Here is a 19,906-nt window from a genome sequence, read left to right as displayed (position 1 = left end):
AGCTGCAAAAACCTTAAAGGAGGCCAATGGACGTCTTGCCCGCGCTGCCACCAGGCGAATGCATCACCACCCTGCTCGCTGAGGCTGACCGGCTGGGCGTGGATGTCAGGTGGCAACAACAACCTGAATCCGCTCAGCCTTCAGGCACGTATACGGCCTTACCGGGAAAACCTGGTTACGTAACCCTTCAAGCACCCGAGCAACGAGACACCGACCCCAGGGTTTGCAGACTGCTCGCCCATGAAATGGTGCATGTCATCCAGCACTGGCAGGCCAATTTTGTGGCAGTGTTGCCGCTCGGTTGGCCCGTGGACAAGTCACGTCTGCCAAGAGACATGGTATCCATGCATGAAGCAGAGGCCTTCACAGCTCAGTGGCAGCCTCGACGAGTCATCAAAGCGCTCAACGAGCTGGAGCCCCAGCGCGGATTGGCGACCAGTCCATCAATCACCCCCCCTATCGATCGGGGTCACGAAGAATTTCAGAACAAGGAAACAACAAGAGGCAAAGCACCTGGATTGGATTGAATACGCACCATCTGTTGCTGCAGCTAGAGACAGCAAACCGCAGTCATAAGCTGGTGCTCTGAGCAAAGCATTTATGCAGGTTTCCATCCTGGTGGTGTCGCGAACACCGGAGCTGCTCAACCGTTTCTGTGCCAGCTTGAATCAGGCCAGTGGACTCCATCCGATGGAGATGGAGATTCTCTGTTCATGGAACGGCACTGACGCCGAAGAAACGCAGATACACAACACAAGCCGCTACGACCTGCACATCGCCCAACGGGTTCCTTATCACTTCTCCGGAAACATGAATGGACTGGCCGCCAAGGCCGGGGGCGATGTGTTGATGATTGCCAATGACGATCTCATTTTGGATGCGGGCTGCGTGGATGCCGGATTCAACCTGCTCAACAGCAACCCAGAGATCGGCCTCGTGGGAGCACTCCTGCGCGATCAATATGATTTGATCTCCCATGCCGGCATTAATTTCGATTTGCGCTGCTCGAGTTATCACCTGCTCGATCGACTTATGAGCAGCAGCAAACTCTCAGACATCCCCAGCGCGCCCGTTGGAGCTGTGACTGGGGCACTGCAGTGGATTGCTCGTCAGGATTTTCTAGAGCATCCCTTCAACACCGCCTATCGGGTTTGCGGAGAGGATGTTGAACTCTGCATGGATGTGCAGCAACGACTGAAGAAACAAGTGTGGCTGTGCGCAGAAGCCAGTGCAGTGCATGAAGCAGAAACAACACGCAGCCAAGATGAAAGCCAGGCAGGCAACAGTGAAGATCAGATTCGTTTACGGGCCCGGGTTAAAACATTCATCGATCAGGCAAGCAAAAAACAACTCAAGATTCTGCTGATGCAACAACAGCGGGAATCGATGCATCTGCGCGATCTTGTGGCTGATCAAACGAATGTAGAGACACTAAATATTGAACGCAGAGAGCGCTCAGAGCAGGAAAAAGTGTTGCTTGATCTGCGGGAAGAACGGCTTCGCCTCAAACAACAACTTGAACTTGCAGGGGGGCATCAGTGATGAACGCATCGCCCCTCAAAGGCTTACGTCTGGTGGTGTGCGGCTTTGAACTTGAGCAAAGCGAACATCGCGGTATTGCCGTATTCACGAAGAATCTACTGCGCACTCTTAACAAAGCAGGAGCAGAGGTATGGCTTCTAACAGAGTATTCACCAGATATCAAAAAAATCAAAAAAGCCAAACTCCCATCAGCGGTTGGCACAACGATCTTCAGCGCAGAAGTTCTTGAAAAACTCAACACGACTGAAGAAGCGGTAAAGCCACTGGGGCTGTTCAAAAGGTTTTTGCTGAAACTTCCATTTCTTCGCTCATTTGTTTTGCTGCAACATCAGCGGGGAGAACAAGGAATGCAACTCTTGTTCCCTGACAGATCAATCGACGCCAAGTCGCTCAAAATCATCCCCAAAAGTGCACTGGTTAACAGCCCTTATCAGCGAAGCGAAAGACTGTCTTATCTTGCTGATATCGAGGGCTTGATCTGCGCAAAGAACTGCTTTCAATTCAGCATGTCGCTGGCAAAGCGCAGATCAGCAAAACCTTTCAGAATCAACCTTGCAGATTTTGATGGATTGATCAGCACCAGCCCACTGAATCTCGCACCCGAACATTGCTCGCTATTTCTTCAAACTGTTCATGACCTCATCCCGCTTCAATACCAACGCACACGCGATGATCTGCCTTGCTTCACGCGGCGCCTGATCGCCGCGAGCAAAGCCAGGCGCTGGTTTGTCTCCAATGATGCGGAACAGAACTACAACGCCGCGATCCTCAACATCAAACCCAGATCCTACGAGCCACTCGGCACTGTTTTAACCCAACCACCATCCCTTCACTTTCCAGGTGATGCGCTCGATTGGGAAAGCCGAACTGATCAATTGCAAGTACCTTGCCTGGGTCAACAACAGACCCATCGCTTCAGCCCCCTTTCCTATCTGCTCTTCAACTCATCAGTCGCTCCCCATAAAAATCTGCTGTTTGCGCTGAAGTCCTACATGGAATCAGGCATGGAACACCTGGGATTTCAGTTCTGCATCACCGGAAAACCACAACAGGATGAATACAGCAATGAGGTGAAAGCGATCGCCTCCAACAATCCCAATGTTGTCTTCACTGGCTATGTGAATGAAGCAACCAAACGGCAGCTCTACCTCAATGCCTTGGCACTCGTCAGCCCATCGCTGATTGAAGGATTCGGCATTCCAGTGCTGGATGCGGCCTGCCTGGGTATGACAGCCATCGCAAGCCCCCTGGGGTCTCACCGGGAAATTCACAAGATGCATGATTTTGATCAGCATGTGTTGCTGTGTTCCACGCTGGAAACAAGCGACTGGGCAAGCGCCATACGCCTCAGCTGCCAACGCCACCAGCAGAGTTTGACTGGTCAGTCAGAGCGAATGCAGCAACTTGAGTTGAATCAACTGCGGCAAGACCGCATCGTGCGCTACCGGAACTATCAGCGCTTGATTGAACAAGCTTTCAGCCATTCCGTTTGCTCTCTGCTCACGCAGTAATCGCCTGGAGATGACTGCGAATCTCCGCCTGCTGGCGGTCCAAGCTCATCGCCTGGGCCAAGGCATAGCCCCGGGTTGAGAGGTCTAGCCAAGTGGAATCAGCCGAACACAATGCCTTGATATGGCCAGCCAGCGTTTCACCGGTGTCATCAATTGGGAAAAACAGTGAACTGGAGTGGTGAAATTCACGGTGCACGTCAATATCGCTGATCAAAGTGGGAATTCCCTCAGCCTTCGCTTCCAACACCGGGTAATCAAATCCTTCCTCTGTGCTGGCCGACACCAGGGCCAGACTGGAACGCAACCGCTCAATCAGCTGCTCTCGAGTGAGCGATGACAGCCATTCCAGCTGATGGGGTCTGGGCAACTGAGCAACCAGCTGCATCAGGCCTGGTGTGAGGCGCGTTTGGCGGCCCACAATCCGCAGGGTTCCTTGCCATTGCGGGAGCTGTCGCTGTACAGCTGCAAACGCCTTGATCAAAGCTGCCAGATTTTTATTGGCGTCATGGCGTGCCATTACAAGCAAGTCCTGACTGCGTGGCGCCGGCACCGCCGGACGTTCCACGGCAATCCCATTGGGAACCACGACCACATCAGAGGCAGGCGCACCAAACTCAACCAACTGATCGGCCACTGTGCGACTGATCGCAATCAAACGCTTCGCGCAGCGCACATGCCTCGGTTGCCAGAAGCGATAACGCAACCAGGCCTTACGACTGTTCGATTGACGCAACGGTGTGAGGTCATGACAAGTGATCAGTTGCGGGACCTCAGGCCAGCAGAGCAAGGCATCAAAGAAGGGGGAATAAATGCCAGCCAGATCCCCTGGGCTCAAACCATGGCGCTGCAACAGACCGGATAGATCAACACCATGCTGACCAAGGCTGTAGCGCTGCAGCAAACGCATCCGCCGAGATGGTGCCCAGCTGATCAGGTCTGGGCTCCATTGCTCTGGTGGCACCAATGAACCCTTGCCGCCGACATCCAACTGCAAACGCAGGCCAGGGAGTCCTGGAACGACGCGCTTCACATAGCTGCCAAATCCAGAGTGGCCAGGCAGCCATGACAGCAGGTTGATCAGCGTGGTCACACCCCGCCCCTAAATAAGGAAAGGCAGATTGGCACGATCGTGATTCAAGCGCCTCACTGAATACCAAACACCAAACACATTGACCATCAGCAGGATCAGTCCGACACTCCACTGCAATTCGCCCGTCATCAAGGTGTGGCGAATCGGGCTCAACACCCGATAAAAAGGATTGAAATTCGCAATCCAAACACTGGGGCCAAGGTTCTCTTTTTTGTACAGAATCGGTGAAAGCAAAAACACCAATTGCATCACAATCGGCACCAACTGATAGAGATCACGAAAATGCGCACCTAACAAGCAGACCAGCAGCGGAAACCAGAACAAGAACAAAAACAGGTTTAAAATTGGCAGCCAACCACTCACCAGCAAATGCAGAAGTAACGTTTGCTGGAAATAACTCAAGGCAACCACCACCATCAGAAACGACTGCACAAACGTCTGCATCTGAAAAGCCCATTCTTCCAAGGGGTAAAAAATAGGATTTAGATTGGTGTTATGCACATGCGACTGGTTGTATTCAAACAAATTAGGTGCACCAGTCACAGCCGCACTGATGCTGTTCCAGATCACAAGACCGAGGCCTAAGAGCACCACATACTCACTGAAATTCTCCACCTTGAACACGTACCGGTACACCGAAGCCAATACCGCAATCGAAAACAAATTTGAGAGGCCAAGCCAGAAGCTCCCTAACACTGTGCGCACAAAGCGGGCTTTGGTGCGCGCTGTGGCGGTGAACCACCAGACCCGCCTCAACGCCCAGGCCTCATGCAACGTGCGTTTCACGCTGGCGGGTCGAGCTCCCGACAACTGAGGTGGCGCAGAGGACGACATCATGGGTGGTGATAAAAACTGAGCGCTTGATCCAGAGGACCATCAAAGGCAATCGATCCTTCCTGGAACACCAGACCGCGCGTACAGAAGCGCTTCAGCAATTCATCGGAGTGAGAGGCGAGCAGCAATGTTCCCGTCGTCGCCAGAAACCCATGCAGTCGCTCCTGGGCACGCTCATAAAAGCTGCTGTCTCCCGCTCCAAAGCCCTCATCCATCGCCAGACAATCATGGCTGCAGGCTGTCAACAAAGCGAACAACAAGCGCGCCTCCATTCCCTGGCTGTAGGTCTTGATCGGCAAGCGCACAAAGTCCCCCAGACCGGAAAACTCCACAACATCATCACAAAAGGCAGTGAAACCCCGCAGGTTGCCATTCACCATGAGGTAGTGGGCCTTCACCGCCTGCAAGCCACTGAGTTCAGGGCTGGTGATAAAGCTTTTATGAATCATGGGGAAGACGCGCACCTTAGACTCAAAAAAGCCTGAAGTGTGCCTGTAAATTCCGGAAATCATCCGCAGAAAAGTTGATTTTCCAGCCCCGTTATGACCAATCAAAGCAACCCTTTCTCCTTCACGAATAATGCAATTCACGTCCTGAAGTGCGGTGACCACAGCACCACCTCGATGTCGCCTGAGATTTCCCCCTGTCACTGAACGAATCAGGGTCGATTTCAGGCTGCGCGTCTCGTTGGTGAAGACAGGAATATCAAGACGAACATTCTCCAGACGGAGAACCACTGACGATGTTTCCGTGATTGATTGCGGTGCATGGGTCTTCATCAGCGGCAGATTACCGCGCCCTCATCGCATCCAAACTCCTTAGCCAGATCGCGCGTGCAAACCGCTGCAGGTAGCGCTCACGGGCCTGCTCACCAAGCTGCTGTCTCCATTGCGCATCAGCAGCAAGACGCTTCAGCACTTCTGGCAATGCCTGAGGTGTCTGGTCCCACTCCAGGTCAGGCAGGGCCCCAACCCAGCCCATGCCTGAGCGCCGGCGCTGAAAAGCCAGCACAGGCAGGCCCGCTGCCATCGCTTCGAGCTGCACAATGCCGAACGCCTCGTTGCAGCGATCGGAAGGCAGCACCAGAAGCTGAGAACGTGCCAGCAAATCCTGTTTGGCCGACTCATCAACCCGGCCATGAAAATGGACACGCCGGGATTGGCTGTCAGCGAACAGAGCGTTGGCCAGTTCCTGAAAATCACGTCTTCGCGGCCCATCCCCAACCACCTCAAGGCACCAGGGTGAGGGGATCTGCGTCATGGCCTGCAGCAGCCAGTCGAGCCGTTTGTAACTGTCCAGGCGTCCAATGAAAATCAGCGTGAATGGCCGATCCCGATTCAACGGCGCGGCTTGCAGATCAAGGCAGGCCGCTTCCTGCTCTGCGCTGAGAGAACATGGCAGCACCCTGACCCGTTCAGCCGCACAACCGCTTCGGATCAACTCTTCAGCGAGCAAGGGAGAGGTGGTGACCACCTGCGACATCGAGGGAAGCATTCTGAGGGCCAGCCATTGATAAAAGCTGTAGAGGGCACCGTTGAAACTGCCATCAGGCTCGAGAAAACAGTGCCAGTGCGCGGAGACGCAACGCCTGGGCCTGCACAGGCGAGCCAGAAGCAGCAACAGCAGAACACCAGGCGATGGCAGGTGACCATGAAGAGGTGTCTTAGACAGCAACAGTTTCCATAAGCGCCTTGAAGGCAGCGGAAGCCTGAGACGAGCCAGCGCCGGAGTGCAGGGCAACAGCACTCGCTCGTAAGTCACAGGCAGCGCGTCGACTTCAGCGCAGGAGCGCGACTGCACATCAAAGCTATGCACTGTTCCGCCCCATGCACTGGCCAGTTCATGGGCAACCCGTTCGACCCCTCCGTATCCAGGCGGCCATTCCCTGAGGACCTGATCGATGCGTTCAGTCACTGGCCAATGGCAGCTCAAGCCAGGGATGACGATCCTGCAATGTTCGTGAGAGCGATCGTTGCAGGCGGCTGGTGGAATGCATCGTCATCGAATCTGAATGGCTGCGATAAACGGCCTGGATGCTGGGGCACTGCATGCCATGAAAGCCGGATTCCACCAACTTGCACCAGAAGTCGTAGTCCTCCCAGCCGCCCTCGATGTGGGTGTAACCACCCACAGCCTCCCAGGCACTGCGGCGTACGAGCGCCATCGCATCGATGTAGTTGCCAGCGCGAAATCGGTCGTTCTGCCAGGAAGCCAGGCCGACAAGACTTCGCTGCTCATCAGCACGACCCGCTTCAGCCTCAACGGCCACAAGCGGATGCACCACGGCCACTGATGCTGAGCTTTGATCAGCCAGTTCCATGCAGCTCTGGACCGCCTGAGGGAACAGTGCATTATCGGCGTCCAGAACAAAACACCAGGGAGCCTTCGATGCCTGAAATGCCGTATTGCGTGCCGCAGCAAGACCGGCGTTCGTCGCATGCTTCAACAACAGACAACGCTCAAAACGACCGGCATGTCTTTGCATCCAATCGCGCACGATCATCGCGCCTTGATCGCTTGAGTGATCATCAACAACAACCAGTTCCAACGCTTTCTCCGTCTGGCTGGCAACGCTGTCGAGCGCAGCTTCGATCCGTTCTGCGTAATTGAACAGACTCACCAGCACCGCCGCACGCAATAGCAGTGGTGGCGATTCTTCAGTTTGGTCTGATTCGCATTCCGAATCGAACAAGGTCTCGGTAGCTGGGCTGATTCGCTCCTCCGCTGCCACCTTCAGGGGCTCACCTCGATGCAGTGCCCTGAGCTCGGCCGGTGAACTCGGCGGCGCGGCAGCCAGGGGTGGATGCTGATCAATCTCCAGCAAGGTCCATGCCGAAGGAACCTTCTGATCAGGCCAGATCAAACGTTCAGCCTGGCGTGCTGCATGCTGAAGCCAACCAGCCCTGGTCAGACCAGCCTGAGGGCTCGTCACCACAAGATCGGACCAACCCGGCAGGTAGGCCAACGGAGGCAGATCCCCTGCCGCCGTTAACGGACAACCAGCAGCCTCGGCAGCCATCGCCTGATCAAACAATTCCCCGGCATGTCCGAGCAGCAGAAGGCAACCGGATTGAACCGGAGGAAGCCCGAACTGGGCCGACCAGATTGCTGGATCATTGGCATCCGCCTGATCCAGCCAGCCATTGAGTGGCTCCTCGGGGTCGAGCCACCAGGCTTTCAGCCCAAGCGCTCTCAACAGACAGACCCTCGCAGGGTCTGGATCCCAAATGATCTGTTGCGCAGCCAGCAGATTGAGCCAGTGCCAGATGCGATCAGGCTCCGGCAACTCAAGATTGAGTGCCAAATGCTCCGGCCCATCAGGAGCGGCTGCGGATTGCGACACGAAGCAAAGCTGATGATCACCTGATTCCGACCAGTTCAGGCGGCGTTGCGGCAGACCCTGCACCGGCACGTGCTGCCAGAGCAGATGAGGAAGCAACTGATCCCATGCCATCCCGCAACAACTGATGCGCGGCTGGGCACCAAAAGCCAGCGGCCCCACCCAGCGGGGTGCCGGGTAATGGCGCCACATCTCAAGCCATTGGCCCCAGGAACCCGGGTCAGATCGAAGCTGAGCCGCGGATGGCAGCGGGGCTTCCTCTACCAAAAGAGCGCGAGGTGGATCGACAGGAGGCAGACGGTTCCAGGGTCGACGCCCGGATCGAGCAGGCCCTTGCTTCAGCAAGCGAGCATGCAGACGCCGCACCGAGGGCAACACCGCTTGCTGGGATTCAACCGCAGCTGATCCGGTGAGACTGCGTCTGAGCTCAGGGCGAATGCCGGCGAGAGCAGCTGAAACCATCTGATCCGACGGCTGACACTCCGGCAAAGCTTCAAGCAATGCCGTCAGCTGCTGAGCTGGTTGATCGAACCAGCGCCCGTAAACAATCACTGATACTGGCAGCCCGAAGGCTCTGGCTGTGTGGAGCACCTCAACGTTGTGTCGCCACCAAAGTTGCTGCGCCCGGTTGTGATCCATCCCGGTGATCGGCCCATCCCGCTTCACCAGTGAACGCACGACCTCAACCGGATCGCGGACCGCCAGGATCAGACGCAGCGGAAGTTGCAACTCAGACGCCAGGCCAATCCAGAGCGGCAGGAGCCGGCTGGTGCGTGGATCCTTGATGCACCAAGGGGACAACTGATGGTTGATCTGCCGGGAAAGTAGCTCACGCAAAGACAACGACGCTCGAACTGTGGCCGGGTGTTGCAGCCACCCCTCCGGCAGAGGCTGGCAACCCTGCAAAGAAGGCCACCAGCGATCGAGATCAATCAGGAGCCGTTCCTGAATCGAAACCACACGATCCCACTCGTAATAACCGGCTGGGTTGTGTTCATCGGCTGAGACCAGCTCACCCGGGAGCCCGACACCCAATTTCTGAAGAATTCCACCCAGCATTGAAGTGCCGCTGCGATGCATGCCGACAACAAGAACAAGAGGCGAAATACTCATTGGTCAATTAAATTTCAAAAAAGACAAATGGCAGCCAGTTTTCAACATAGACGACATCGATGTTTGCAATCCCAAAGAAAACTATTCTACAGGCGATCTGATCACTCATCAACACGAAAAGCCCTAGAGAAAACTCTTCGAATTCAGATTTTTAATCATGATCGACCCAACATTTGCTGACACCAATCGGGATGATCGAGATACCAGTTGACCGTTTGCCTTAAACCATTCTCGAAGCCAAGCGATGGGCTCCATCCAAGCTCTTTTCTGATCAGTGATGAATCAATTGCATAACGCCGGTCATGGCCGGGGCGATCATTAACCCTAGAAATCAGGCGAGAGTAAGACTCTGCCTGAGGCTGAATCTGATCAAGAATTGCACAGATTGATTCGACCACTTCACGGTTGGTTCGTTCATCACAACCCCCACCTTCACCGCCGCCGCCCACGCAGTAACTGGCTCCGGTTTTGCCTTGACCAGCCACAAGTAACAGGGCATCAACATGATCTTCGACATGCAACCAATCCCTGACGTTCAGCCCGTCCCCGTACAGCGGAATTGGCTTCAATGCCAATGCACTGAGGATGACCACAGGGATCAACTTTTCAGGAAATTGCCACGGACCATAGTTATTACTGCAATTCGTCGTCACCACGGGCAGACCGAAGGTGTGATGCCACGCCTTCACAAGGTGATCACTCGCGGCTTTGCTTGCCGAGTAGGGGCTGCGTGGATCGTAGGGAGTGGCCTCCGAGAAATACCCGGATGCTCCGAGTGAGCCGAACACCTCATCGGTGCTGATGTGCTGGAAGCGAAAGACCTCGCGACGAACAGCAGACAAGGCATCCCAATGGCCGCGGCATGCCTGAAGCAACGAAAAAGTACCTGTGATATTGCTATTCAGAAACGCTCCCGGAGCATTGATGGAGCGATCCACATGACTCTCGGCAGCAAGATGCAGCACCAGATCAGGATCTGCCCTGCGAACAGCTTCAGCTGTTGCCTGTTGATCAACCAGATCAACCTGCAAAAAATGATGTCGCCCTGCTGCCATTCCGCCAAGTTGCTCCACCTCGGCCTGGATGCTGGAGAGATCACTGGCGTAACCAAGCTTGTCTAGATTGAAGACTTCCACTGCGCTGTAGCGCAGAAGGCGACGCACTACAGCCCCGCCGATGAACCCAGCACCTCCTGTCACCAGCACCCGTTGAATCGAGTCAGGCAGACAACTCACCGAACCGCACGCAAAAACCAACTCATCATTACCCAGCTCTTGAGGGCAGTACGGAGAGGTCTGCTGCCTACAAAGCGATCACTCACGAGCTGACTAGGGGAGGGACCAGCCTGGAAGTTTCACCACTGGTGATTTCAGCCAATTATCTGATGCGAAAGTTTCCACCATGATCGCAATCCTCGAGAATTTCATTGGCCAAAAGTCCAATGCCTGAACCTATAAACGGGTCCCTCTTCGACACTGGGGCAATCAATACTGACACCAAAAAACTAAAGATTATCGAATGAATCAAAGCCTTGAATGACAACAACCTTCTTACGATTGGGCCCATCGCGTCAGGAGCCTCAAGGCCAGCCAGGCAGACATTACTCATGCAGATAAAAACTAAAGTCTCACCCAGAACTCAGCGACCTCCTGCCTTAAGAACTGTTTTGATTGTGCGGAACAGAATCACAAGATCAAGCCAGGTGCTGAAGTGCCGCAGGTAATACAGGTCATAGGAAAGCTTGAGATCGGAATCATCGATGCTGCTGGCATAGGGAGCACAGACCTGAGCCCAGCCGCTCAATCCCGGTCGCATCCAATGGCGCTTGCGGTAATGGGGGATGCAGAGCTCCAGGTCATGCTCCAACTCCGGACGTTCCGGTCGTGGTCCGATCAGGCTCATGTCCCCATTCAGCACATTCAGCAGTTGGGGCAGTTCATCGAGGCGCAGCCTGCGCAGCCAACCTCCCACAACTGTGATGCGCTGATCACCGGGCTGGGTCCATTGCGCAGGAGCATCAACAGGCTGCACCGTCATTGTGCGGAGCTTGAGAACCCGAAACGGTCGTCCAAGCCAGCCGCTGCGCTGCTGGACATAAAACACCGGACCTCGATCCTCAATCCAGATCAACAGAGCCGCAGTAAGGATGAACGGAAATGTCAACAGCAACAACGTTGCCGACACGAGCAGATCTGCCATGCGCTTGAGCTGACCCTGAACACTGAACGTTGCCGCCCAGGGCAGATCATCAAATGTCAGGGTGCTTTCGCCCATCAACAAAGGCGGCAAACGCTCCTGCTGCAGTTCAAAAAATTTCAGCAAAGACATACTTCGCACGACTCTTGGGTCGCAGATTTCAAGCCTGTTCAGCACAGGATTGGCTGCTGAATCGCTGCGAACCGAGGAACTGATGGCCACCAGCAGTGGCTGCTCCGGTTGATCCAGACGACGTTGCAATCCCCTCGCATTGACGGGCATCAGAGGTTGACGATGGGGGATGCGCCGCCAGACCTTGAGAACGGTTTGGATTTCATCCCGGTTCGCAAGCAACAACAAACGCGGTGCATCGGGAAACAGCAGACCTCGGCGCAGGGCCAGACGCACCATCAACACCCAACCTGTGAGGGCCGTCATCCACAACAACTGCACCCGTCTGTACACCAGCCAGACCGCATCGCTGGGATTGATCAGCCAACGGGCGATTGCCACCACCATCACACTCACAGCAGCCGTGATCAGAAGTCGCTGCAACAGCACCGGCAACGAAACCCGCCGCCAGCTCAAGACCGTGTAGCTGCCAAACAGCCAACCCAGCAATGGATAAAGCAGCATCGAGAAAATCAGCCAGCCACCCTGTCCGACGAGACTGCTGCCGCCGATGGTCCAATCGAACAAGGAAGGCAGCCAGAGCATCAGCCCAAGGATCAGCAGCTGACCCAGGCCATCGAGCAGCACTGCCCGAAGAATCAGCGTGCGCGGATTATTCGCCCACACGCTGGATCACCTCCTCAAGTGCACAGCGCCAGTGCCTGGGCGCCAAATGCAGTTGCTCACGGGTGTTACCGCAAGCCAACAGCGAATAGGCGGGACGCTTTGCCGGGGTGGGGTAGTCGGTGGTGGTGATCGGAAGCACCTGCGCCGCTTGAGATAAAACACCATGAGAGACCGCCAACTCGCCGATGGCCACTGCGAAGTCATACCAGCTGGCAACACCGGCATCACTCCAATGCAGCACGCCCATCACCTCATGCTGAATCACGGCCCAGCAAGCGGCGGCCAGTCCAAACGTGGAGGTAGGGCAACCAACCTGATCAGCCACTACACGCAATGGCTCTCCGGCTTCCGCCTTGAGGCGATGCAAACGCAGCATGGTGAGTAAAAAATTCCGGCCCACTGGGCCGTACACCCAACCAGTGCGAAGAATCGTGGCCCTGCTCTCAACACCACATCCCAGAATCTCCTCCACAACCTGCTCCCCAGCGGACTTGCTGCGGCCATAAGCCCCTAACGGATCTCGTGGCTGGTCAGGCTGATAGGGATGACCTTGCTGTCCGTTGAACACGAAATCGGTACTCACCTGAAGCAGGCGACCTCCCATGCTGTTTATGGCCTCTGCCAAAGCACGAGGTGCCTCTGCATTGACGGCGCTCGCCAGATCAAACTCCGACTCCGCCTGGTCCACCGCTGTATACGCACCAGCATTCAGCACCCAGTCGGGGCGATGCAGATCAACGATCGTGCGGCAAGCCTGGGGATCCGCCAGATCCAAGTCCTGCCGGAACGTTGCAATCAGTTCAACCCCTTGTGGTGTTGAGCCACGCAAGGCCTGTCCAAGCTGGCCATTGGCGCCGGTCAGCAGAACTCTCAAACAAACACCTCCCCAGCTGACTCCAGGCCCTTGAGCGCGGGAGCCTGCGCATCCTTTTCAGCCAGGAATGGTTCAGTGACCCCCGCCAGATGCAAAGGCCATTGGATCTTCAGCTGCAGATCATTCCAACGCAGGGAACGCTCACAATCGCGATTCCAGAAACCACTGGCTTTGTACTGGACTTCTGCGACATCACTCAGGGTTAAAAAACCATGGGCAAAACCCACCGGCACCCAAAGCTGCAGATGGTTGTCTGCAGAGAGAACGACTCCAACCCACCGGCCGTATGTCGCAGAGCTGCGACGCAGGTCGACCGCCACATCAAAAATCTCACCCGCGCTGCAGCGAACCAGCTTTGCCTGTGGCTCAGGAGGCAATTGAAAGTGAAGTCCTCGCAGAACACCTCGAGTCGAGCGGGAATGGTTGTCCTGCCGGAACCGCAGAGCCTCTGATTCCGTCTGGGGTGCACCAGCGGAGATCAGGTCGTCGCGAAAGCGACGCTCATTCCAGCTTTCAAAAAAGAAACCGCGATTGTCAGCGAACACCTGGGGAGTGATCAGCAACGGCCCATCAATGGGCTCACCGGACACAGCAGAAAGTGTTTCAGCGGGCATCCACAGCATCCTGACGAGGACTCCTGAGATTGCGCTGGAGGAGAGCATGCTCACCTCCGGGTTCGTCCAGCAATCGCAACAGATAGTGTCCGTAACCGCTTTTGAGCAAGGGCTGCGCCAGTTGCTCAAGCTCTGAGCCGTCGATCCATCCCCTGCGCCAGGCCACCTCTTCCGGACACCCCACTTTCAATCCCTGACGTTGCTCAAGGGTCCTGATGTAGGTCCCCGCCTCCTGAAGCGAATCAAACGTGCCGGTGTCGAGCCATGCCATCCCGCGACCCATCAGCTCCACCGTGAGCTGCTGCTCCGCGAGGTAAGCCTGATTAAGGCTGGTGATCTCCAGCTCCCCGCGCGACGAAGGCTCTACCTTTCTGGCTCGCTCGACCACCGTGTGGTCATAGAAGTAGAGGCCTGTAACCGCATAACGGCTGCGGGGATGAGCCGGCTTCTCTTCGATACTCAGAGCTTTTCCGAAGTGATCGAACTCGACCACTCCGTAGCGCTCGGGATCGCGCACCGGATAAGCGAAAACGGTGCCGCCCTCATCACGAGCCATCGCCGCATGCAGCTGGGAGATCAGTTCATGACCATGGAAGAGGTTGTCGCCAAGAACAAGTGCAGCGGCAGAGCCGTCGAGGAAGTCAGCACCGATCAGAAACGCCTGAGCCAATCCCTCCGGTGCAGGCTGCACGGCATAAGCGATGGTCATCCCCCAGGCACTGCCATCACCCAGCAAGCGCTGAAAAGCACCCTGATCATGGGGAGTGGTGATGATCAGCACTTCACGGATGCCCGCCAGCATCAAGGTGCTCAGCGGATAGTGGATCATCGGCTTGTCATAGACAGGCATCAGCTGCTTGCTGACAGCCATGGTCAGCGGAGCAAGCCTGGTGCCGCTGCCGCCGGCAAGGATGATGCCCTTTCGCCTCATCGATGGATTGCCGAGATGACCCGTTTCAGTGTCATTTCAGCATGCAAGGGCTGACTTCATCACCGCGGGACATGCTGTTGCAGGTGAGGCAGAGATTCCCAACAGAAGACCCTCGAGGACAGATGATGAAGCGCTGAATGCCAGAAGCATGGCCCGCATCCATCTGGTTGAACATGCACCAGGAGCTCCAGGACTGCGCCTGATGGGGCTGGGGCCGAACCTACGCCCGACGCGTGGTCTGCTCAAACTTCGGCGCCTACTCAACAAACACGCCTTCTGGGCGCAGGACCGCAGCCGGCAACAACTGGGCAAGATGCTGAAAGGCAGCCAGGTGGTTATAAGCCTCTGGCGCGGCAAACGCATGGTGGGCTTCGGCCGTGCCAGCAGCGATGGGATCTACAGGGCAGTGCTCTGGGATGTGGTGGTGGCCGGCGACCTGCAGGGCCGCGGGCTCGGAAGGCGTGTTGTAGAAGCCTTGCTGGCTTCTGCAAGGGTGCGTGAGGTGGAGCGGGTCTATCTGATGACCACCAACAGCACGGGTTTTTACGAACAAATGGGCTTCAGAGCTGTTGGCAACCAACATCTGCTGATCCGCAAACAGTGAGTCAATCAAGCGGATGAAGAGATTCGAACTCTCGACCCTCTCCTTGGCAAGGAGATGCTCTACCACTGAGCTACATCCGCAGGCCGGCCGGTGTAATTCACCTGACGACTCGAGAAGCATGCATCACAAAGGGGCCGTTGGTCAATGCACCACTCAGGCCGCTGGCAATGCCTTGACCAGGGACCCCATTTCCAGAGCCTGCAAGGCATAGCTCCAGCCCAGATTGCTCTTGATGCCTGCCCGCTCAAGCGCTTGTTGCATCGTGTCGGTTGTGAGCACACCGAAAATCACCGGCACACCGGTATCACGGGACACGGTCGCAATCCCCTTGCTGGCTTCAGCCACCACCACATCGAAATGCGGTGTGTCCCCACGGATGACAGCCCCGAGGGTGATCACCACCTGGTATCGACCGCTGCGAGCCAGCTGCTGGGCCACCAATGGCAATTCAAACGACCCCGGCACCCAGGCCGTATCGAGCTGAGCGCTGTCTGCGCTGGTATCAATCCCGTGACGTCCCAGACAATCGAGGCAACCGCTCAACAATTTGGCGGTCACCAGATCGTTGAATCGAGCAATAACAACGGCGATGCGCAGGCCCTGCACATCAGTGAACCGTCCTTCAAAGGTGGCCATGACGCCTTGATCGGTTCATTCCATGTTCACACCCGACCGGGGCGCAACGGAGAAAAAAGATGCTCGCTGGCCTGGATTTCAGACCACGAAGAAGCTCACGCCCCAGTTGACCAGCACCAGTGCCACCCAGGCGATGCCACCCAGCAGGATGAGTCTGTTGGAGCGGCCACTGTCCTCATTCGAGGCGTAGAGAACAGGCACGGCCACGATCAACGCAAAGGACATCACCACCAATGCCAGAACGGTGAGGGTGTTGAGGATCTGCATGGTGAATCGGTCGACGCCAGGTCGTTCATCGGAGATTCTCACATGTGGGAGAGAGTCGTCTTCGTCGTCTCCGCATCAAGCTTCACAGCTTGTGGTGAACGCCATCGGTACGATCCAGCCACTTTCAGATGTCCCATGCCCCGCTCCTGCCCCCAGCCCGAGGAGCAGTCACTGCAGGGGAATCTGTTCGGAGCCCCGGAGCCGACTGATCAGCCCAAAGCCACCTCAGCCAGAGCGTCTGACGCTTTAGCCGCAGATGCCCTGGCTGAGCTCACCGATGCCAACCTCAGTGCTGATGCCTGCGCACGCCCCAGGCAACGCAAAGGGGGTCGTGATTCAGAGCAGAGCTCCACCCGAGTCGACGAGCTGTCCAGCGCGGAGAGTGATGACAGCGACGCCTTGCCCTGGAGCCACCACAGCCAGGTGAATCAGACCCTGCTGACGCCGATGTTGCGCCATTACGTGGAGCTCAAGGAGGAGCATCCCGAGCGCGTACTGCTGTATCGGCTCGGTGATTTCTTCGAGTGTTTTTTCGAGGACGCGGTCGAACTCTCGCGGGTGCTGGAACTGACCCTCACAGGCAAGGAGGGTGGCAAGGCGATCGGACGTGTGCCGATGGCGGGAATTCCCCATCACGCCGCCGAGCGCTACTGCGCTGAGCTGATTCGTCGCGGTTATTCCGTGGCGCTGTGTGACCAGCTGGAGGCCACGCCTGCAAAGGGCGCTCTGCTCAAGAGGGGAATCACCAGGGTGCTGACGCCGGGAACGGTGCTGGAGGAAGGCATGCTTGCTGCACGCCGCAACAACTGGCTGGCGGCAGTGGTGGTGGAACCTGCCAGCGACAAGCGCCCCTTGCGCTGGGGGCTGGCCAGCGCTGATGTGAGCACCGGAGACGTTGAGGTGCTGGAACGCAGCGGCAGCGAAGCTCTGCATCAGCACCTGGCTCAGCTCGAGGCCTCTGAACTGCTCTGGGCGGCCACGGACAACGACAACGTCCAGAGACCTGCCTGGTGCCCGGAAAGGCTGATGCTCAGCCCGATGGCGCTCACGCCCTTCAGCAGGCCCCAGGCCGAACAGGCCCTGAAGACGCACTACCGGCTGGCCGGACTGGATGGGCTCGGCCTGCAGGAACTGCCCCTGGCCCTACGAGCCTTTGGCGGACTGCTGCAATACGTCAATGACACTCAGCCTCTCGAAGAGAGCACGCGGGTGCCGCTTGATGTTCCGAAGATCCTGCAGGCAGGTGATGCGTTGGTGCTCGATGCCCAGACCCGCCGCAATCTGGAACTGACGGTCACCCAACGCGACGGACAGCTTCAGGGGTCACTGCTCTGGGCCATCGACCAGACCCTCACCGCCATGGGTGGGAGATGCCTGCGTCGTTGGCTGGAAGCGCCGTTGATGGACCTCAGCGTCATCCTGGAGCGGCAAAGCGTGGTCAGCCTGCTGGTGAGCCAGAGGACTCAGCGCCAAGCCCTTCGGCGACTGCTCAGACCCATGGGCGATCTGGAGCGGCTGGCGGGTCGGGCAGGGGCCTGTCATGCCAGCGCCCGCGACCTGGTGGCCATCGCCGATGGGCTGGAACGCCTGCCCCGGCTGGCCAGTCGGCTGGAGGGAACCCTGGAGCAGTGGCCCCAGGTTCTGGAGGCGCTGCTGCAGCCGGATCCTGCGCTTGCTGAGCTGGCCGCCGCCGTTCGCCATGCCCTGGTCGACGCTCCGCCCCTCTCCCTGAGCGAAGGCGGCCTGATGCATGACGGGGTTGACCCGCTGCTCGATGGCCTGCGCAATCAGCTCGATGATCAGGACGCCTGGCTGGCCGAGCAGGAACGTCTTGAGAAAGAGCTCAGCGGCATCAGCAACCTGCGTTTGCAGTACCACCGCACCTTTGGGTATTTCCTGGCGGTGAGCAAAGCGAAGGCTGCCACCGTGCCCGACCACTGGATCCGCCGCCAGACCCTCGCCAATGAAGAACGCTTCATCACCCCTGAACTGAAGGAGCGCGAAGGCCGCATCTTCCAGCTGCGGGCTCGGGCCTTCCAGCGCGAATACGAGTTGTTCTGCAAGCTGCGCGAGCGGGTGGGAGGCATGGCTGCTCCGATTCGCGAGGCGGCCCGGGCCACCGCTGCCCTGGACGCACTCACCGCCCTGGCTGAGACAGCCGCCACCAGTGGCTGGTGCGCTCCTGAGCTCACTGAGGGTCGTGAACTCGCAATCACTGCCGGCCGTCACCCGGTGGTGGAACAGCTTCTGGTGGAGGTTCCATTCACACCGAACGATCTTGCTCTCGGGCACGACACCGACCTGATCGTGCTGACGGGGCCCAATGCCAGCGGCAAAAGCTGCTATCTGCGCCAGATCGGTCTGATCCAGCTGTTGGCCCAGATCGGCAGCTGGGTTCCGGCAGCCTCTGCCCAGATCGGCCTGGCCGATCGCATCTTCACGCGGGTGGGCGCCGTGGATGATCTGGCCGCAGGCCAGTCCACCTTCATGGTGGAAATGGCCGAAACCGCCAACATCCTTCACCACGCCAGCGACCGCTCCCTCGTGCTCCTTGATGAAATCGGCAGGGGTACCGCCACCTTCGACGGCCTCTCGATCGCCTGGGCCGTGAGCGAACACCTGGCGGGCGATCTCAAAGCGCGCACGGTGTTCGCCACCCACTATCACGAGCTGAACAACCTGGCGGAGCAGCGGCCCAACGTGGCCAACTTCCAGGTGATGGTGGAGGAAACCGGTGAGGACCTGGTGTTCCTGCATCAGGTGCAGATCGGTGGTGCCAGCCGCAGTTACGGCATCGAAGCCGCGCGCCTGGCCGGTGTTCCCACCCGCGTTGTGCAACGGGCCCGGCAGGTGCTGGATCAGCTGGCGGCCTGAGATGCTCGGAGCAGAGCATTCGCTGCTGCCGCCACCAAGCCTGCACCACCGCGGGTTCCCTCTAAGCGGATCTGAGCCAGAGACGTTGTCGCCAGACGGCGTTTGCTTTCCGGAACACCCACAAACCCAACCGGCATGCCGATCACCAGCGAAGGTGCAGGGGCCCCAGCCTCCAGTTGATCGAGCAATTGATCCAGTGCGGTGGGAGCACTGCCCACCAGCAGCACCGGCATCGGCTGCGCCTTCGCGCTGGCCATCTGAGTGAGCTCCGGCCAGGCCCTCTGCATCGCCGCGGCGGATCGAGTGGAATCTTGCGGTGAAACCGCAGGAGCCCAGTCGAGCAGGCAGCGAACAGATGTGCCGAGTGTGCGCTCAGCCATCGGCATCACAGCAGCCGCGGCCATGGCCGTATCGGTGAGGATCACTGCCCCGCCCTGCAACGCTGCAAGTCCCTGCTCGCAAGCCCCCTCGCTGAAAAGCAGCAGCGACTGCAGGCCTGGATCTCCGCTGCTGTGCACCAGGCGTTCCAACACCTGCTGCCGTAGAGGATCCAGTCCCGTCTGGCCCAGCAAGGCCCTAATTCGACAGATGCTTTCCGTGAAAATCGGGTGGTCGGTCATTGCTGCACATTGCTCTGACGTGGGCTGCCAGTCAGGGCAGACTTCGATATTGTCCGACGACT

The 19,906-nt window shown here is 57.5% G+C and carries 18 protein-coding genes and 1 tRNA gene; 5 read left to right on the top strand and 14 right to left on the bottom strand.

Going from position 1 to position 19,906, the window contains the following annotated elements; genetic code table 11:
* Positions 1-26: 26 nt before the first annotated feature.
* From SIB73_RS13005 to SIB73_RS12995, 3 genes are all read left to right on the top strand, one after another.
* On the top strand, positions 27-527 hold the full coding sequence (locus tag SIB73_RS13005) for a hypothetical protein (protein ID WP_413404488.1): 501 nt from the start codon (positions 27-29) through the stop codon (positions 525-527).
* A gap of 73 nt (positions 528-600) precedes the next feature.
* Entirely contained in the window at positions 601-1,542 is a 942-nt protein-coding gene (locus tag SIB73_RS13000) for a hypothetical protein (RefSeq protein WP_413404490.1), read from the top strand.
* Positions 1,543-2,111: 569 nt separating this feature from the next.
* Positions 2,112-3,053: a glycosyltransferase gene (locus tag SIB73_RS12995; protein WP_413404492.1), complete on the top strand. Its 942-nt coding sequence runs from the start codon at positions 2,112-2,114 to the stop codon at positions 3,051-3,053.
* On the opposite strand, the gene SIB73_RS12990 is transcribed toward SIB73_RS12995, so the two are convergent.
* The 10 genes from SIB73_RS12990 to rfbA form a co-directional block, all read right to left on the bottom strand.
* The gene (locus SIB73_RS12990; protein ID WP_413404494.1) at positions 3,043-4,143 is read right to left on the bottom strand and encodes a glycosyltransferase family 4 protein; all 1,101 of its coding nucleotides are present in this window, start codon (positions 4,141-4,143) and stop codon (positions 3,043-3,045) included. The genes SIB73_RS12995 and SIB73_RS12990 overlap by 11 nt on opposite strands.
* A gap of 9 nt (positions 4,144-4,152) precedes the next feature.
* On the bottom strand, positions 4,153-4,977 hold the full coding sequence (locus SIB73_RS12985) for an ABC transporter permease (RefSeq protein ID WP_413439619.1): 825 nt from the start codon (positions 4,975-4,977) through the stop codon (positions 4,153-4,155).
* Positions 4,977-5,714, bottom strand: coding sequence for an ABC transporter ATP-binding protein (locus SIB73_RS12980; protein WP_413439618.1), 738 nt, complete (start codon positions 5,712-5,714; stop codon positions 4,977-4,979). The genes SIB73_RS12985 and SIB73_RS12980 overlap by 1 nt, the downstream gene beginning before the upstream one ends.
* A 52-nt stretch (positions 5,715-5,766) precedes the next feature.
* Positions 5,767-6,891 (bottom strand): glycosyltransferase, encoded by a 1,125-nt coding sequence (locus SIB73_RS12975; RefSeq protein ID WP_413404499.1) that lies wholly within the window; start codon positions 6,889-6,891, stop codon positions 5,767-5,769.
* Positions 6,884-9,430 (bottom strand): glycosyltransferase, encoded by a 2,547-nt coding sequence (locus tag SIB73_RS12970; RefSeq protein WP_413404501.1) that lies wholly within the window; start codon positions 9,428-9,430, stop codon positions 6,884-6,886. The genes SIB73_RS12975 and SIB73_RS12970 overlap by 8 nt, the downstream gene beginning before the upstream one ends.
* A 155-nt stretch (positions 9,431-9,585) precedes the next feature.
* On the bottom strand, positions 9,586-10,686 hold the full coding sequence (gene rfbB, locus SIB73_RS12965; protein WP_413439617.1) for a dTDP-glucose 4,6-dehydratase: 1,101 nt from the start codon (positions 10,684-10,686) through the stop codon (positions 9,586-9,588).
* A 382-nt stretch (positions 10,687-11,068) separates the two neighbouring features.
* On the bottom strand, positions 11,069-12,424 hold the full coding sequence (locus SIB73_RS12960) for a sugar transferase (protein WP_413404505.1): 1,356 nt from the start codon (positions 12,422-12,424) through the stop codon (positions 11,069-11,071).
* Positions 12,411-13,298: a dTDP-4-dehydrorhamnose reductase gene (rfbD, locus tag SIB73_RS12955; protein WP_413404506.1), complete on the bottom strand. Its 888-nt coding sequence runs from the start codon at positions 13,296-13,298 to the stop codon at positions 12,411-12,413. The genes SIB73_RS12960 and rfbD overlap by 14 nt, the downstream gene beginning before the upstream one ends.
* Positions 13,295-13,912: a dTDP-4-dehydrorhamnose 3,5-epimerase gene (rfbC, locus tag SIB73_RS12950; protein ID WP_413404508.1), complete on the bottom strand. Its 618-nt coding sequence runs from the start codon at positions 13,910-13,912 to the stop codon at positions 13,295-13,297. Before rfbC ends, rfbD begins: the two co-directional genes overlap by 4 nt.
* Positions 13,902-14,843, bottom strand: coding sequence for a glucose-1-phosphate thymidylyltransferase RfbA (rfbA, locus tag SIB73_RS12945; protein ID WP_413404510.1), 942 nt, complete (start codon positions 14,841-14,843; stop codon positions 13,902-13,904). The genes rfbC and rfbA overlap by 11 nt, the downstream gene beginning before the upstream one ends.
* 148 nt (positions 14,844-14,991) lie before the next feature.
* On the opposite strand from rfbA, the gene SIB73_RS12940 reads away from it, so the two are divergent.
* A complete protein-coding gene (locus SIB73_RS12940) occupies positions 14,992-15,447 on the top strand; it encodes a GNAT family N-acetyltransferase (protein ID WP_413404512.1) in 456 nt (151 codons plus the stop codon).
* Between the two features lie 8 nt (positions 15,448-15,455).
* Here the strand turns inward: SIB73_RS12940 and SIB73_RS12935 are convergent.
* The 3 genes from SIB73_RS12935 to psbZ all read right to left on the bottom strand — a co-directional run bounded on the left by SIB73_RS12935 (position 15,456) and on the right by psbZ (position 16,350).
* Positions 15,456-15,527 (bottom strand) — tRNA-Gly (locus tag SIB73_RS12935).
* A 73-nt stretch (positions 15,528-15,600) separates the two neighbouring features.
* Positions 15,601-16,083, bottom strand: coding sequence for a 6,7-dimethyl-8-ribityllumazine synthase (ribH, locus tag SIB73_RS12930; protein WP_413404514.1), 483 nt, complete (start codon positions 16,081-16,083; stop codon positions 15,601-15,603).
* Positions 16,084-16,161: 78 nt separating this feature from the next.
* Positions 16,162-16,350 carry a photosystem II reaction center protein PsbZ gene (psbZ, locus tag SIB73_RS12925; RefSeq protein ID WP_115071274.1) on the bottom strand — a complete coding sequence of 63 codons (189 nt, stop codon included), beginning with the start codon at positions 16,348-16,350 and terminating at the stop codon, positions 16,162-16,164.
* A gap of 135 nt (positions 16,351-16,485) precedes the next feature.
* On the opposite strand from psbZ, the gene mutS reads away from it, so the two are divergent.
* Entirely contained in the window at positions 16,486-19,224 is a 2,739-nt protein-coding gene (gene mutS / locus SIB73_RS12920; RefSeq protein ID WP_413404516.1) for a DNA mismatch repair protein MutS, read from the top strand.
* On the opposite strand, the gene SIB73_RS12915 is transcribed toward mutS, so the two are convergent.
* A complete protein-coding gene (locus SIB73_RS12915; RefSeq protein ID WP_413404518.1) occupies positions 19,209-19,844 on the bottom strand; it encodes a precorrin-8X methylmutase in 636 nt (211 codons plus the stop codon). The two genes, mutS and SIB73_RS12915, sit on opposite strands and share 16 nt — an antisense overlap.
* Positions 19,845-19,906 lie beyond the last annotated feature (62 nt).

This window comes from Synechococcus sp. MIT S9509, from assembly GCF_047303035.1.
Classification (GTDB): Bacteria; Cyanobacteriota; Cyanobacteriia; order PCC-6307; family Cyanobiaceae; genus Synechococcus_C.
The sequence above is the reverse complement of the archived record's forward strand: the minus strand, read 5'-3'. Positions and strand labels throughout refer to the sequence as shown.

Coding starts and splice junctions, on each gene's coding strand:
- SIB73_RS13005 (WP_413404488.1), top strand. CDS start 27: ATGGACGTCTTGCCCGCGCTGCCACCAGGCGAATGCATCACCACCCTG.
- SIB73_RS13000 (WP_413404490.1), top strand. CDS start 601: ATGCAGGTTTCCATCCTGGTGGTGTCGCGAACACCGGAGCTGCTCAAC.
- SIB73_RS12985 (WP_413439619.1), bottom strand. CDS start 4,977: ATGTCGTCCTCTGCGCCACCTCAGTTGTCGGGAGCTCGACCCGCCAGC.
- SIB73_RS12970 (WP_413404501.1), bottom strand. CDS start 9,430: ATGAGTATTTCGCCTCTTGTTCTTGTTGTCGGCATGCATCGCAGCGGC.
- rfbC (WP_413404508.1), bottom strand. CDS start 13,912: ATGCCCGCTGAAACACTTTCTGCTGTGTCCGGTGAGCCCATTGATGGG.
- rfbA (WP_413404510.1), bottom strand. CDS start 14,843: ATGAGGCGAAAGGGCATCATCCTTGCCGGCGGCAGCGGCACCAGGCTT.
- SIB73_RS12940 (WP_413404512.1), top strand. CDS start 14,992: ATGGCCCGCATCCATCTGGTTGAACATGCACCAGGAGCTCCAGGACTG.
- ribH (WP_413404514.1), bottom strand. CDS start 16,083: ATGGCCACCTTTGAAGGACGGTTCACTGATGTGCAGGGCCTGCGCATC.
- psbZ (WP_115071274.1), bottom strand. CDS start 16,350: ATGCAGATCCTCAACACCCTCACCGTTCTGGCATTGGTGGTGATGTCC.
- mutS (WP_413404516.1), top strand. CDS start 16,486: ATGCCCCGCTCCTGCCCCCAGCCCGAGGAGCAGTCACTGCAGGGGAAT.
- SIB73_RS12915 (WP_413404518.1), bottom strand. CDS start 19,844: ATGACCGACCACCCGATTTTCACGGAAAGCATCTGTCGAATTAGGGCC.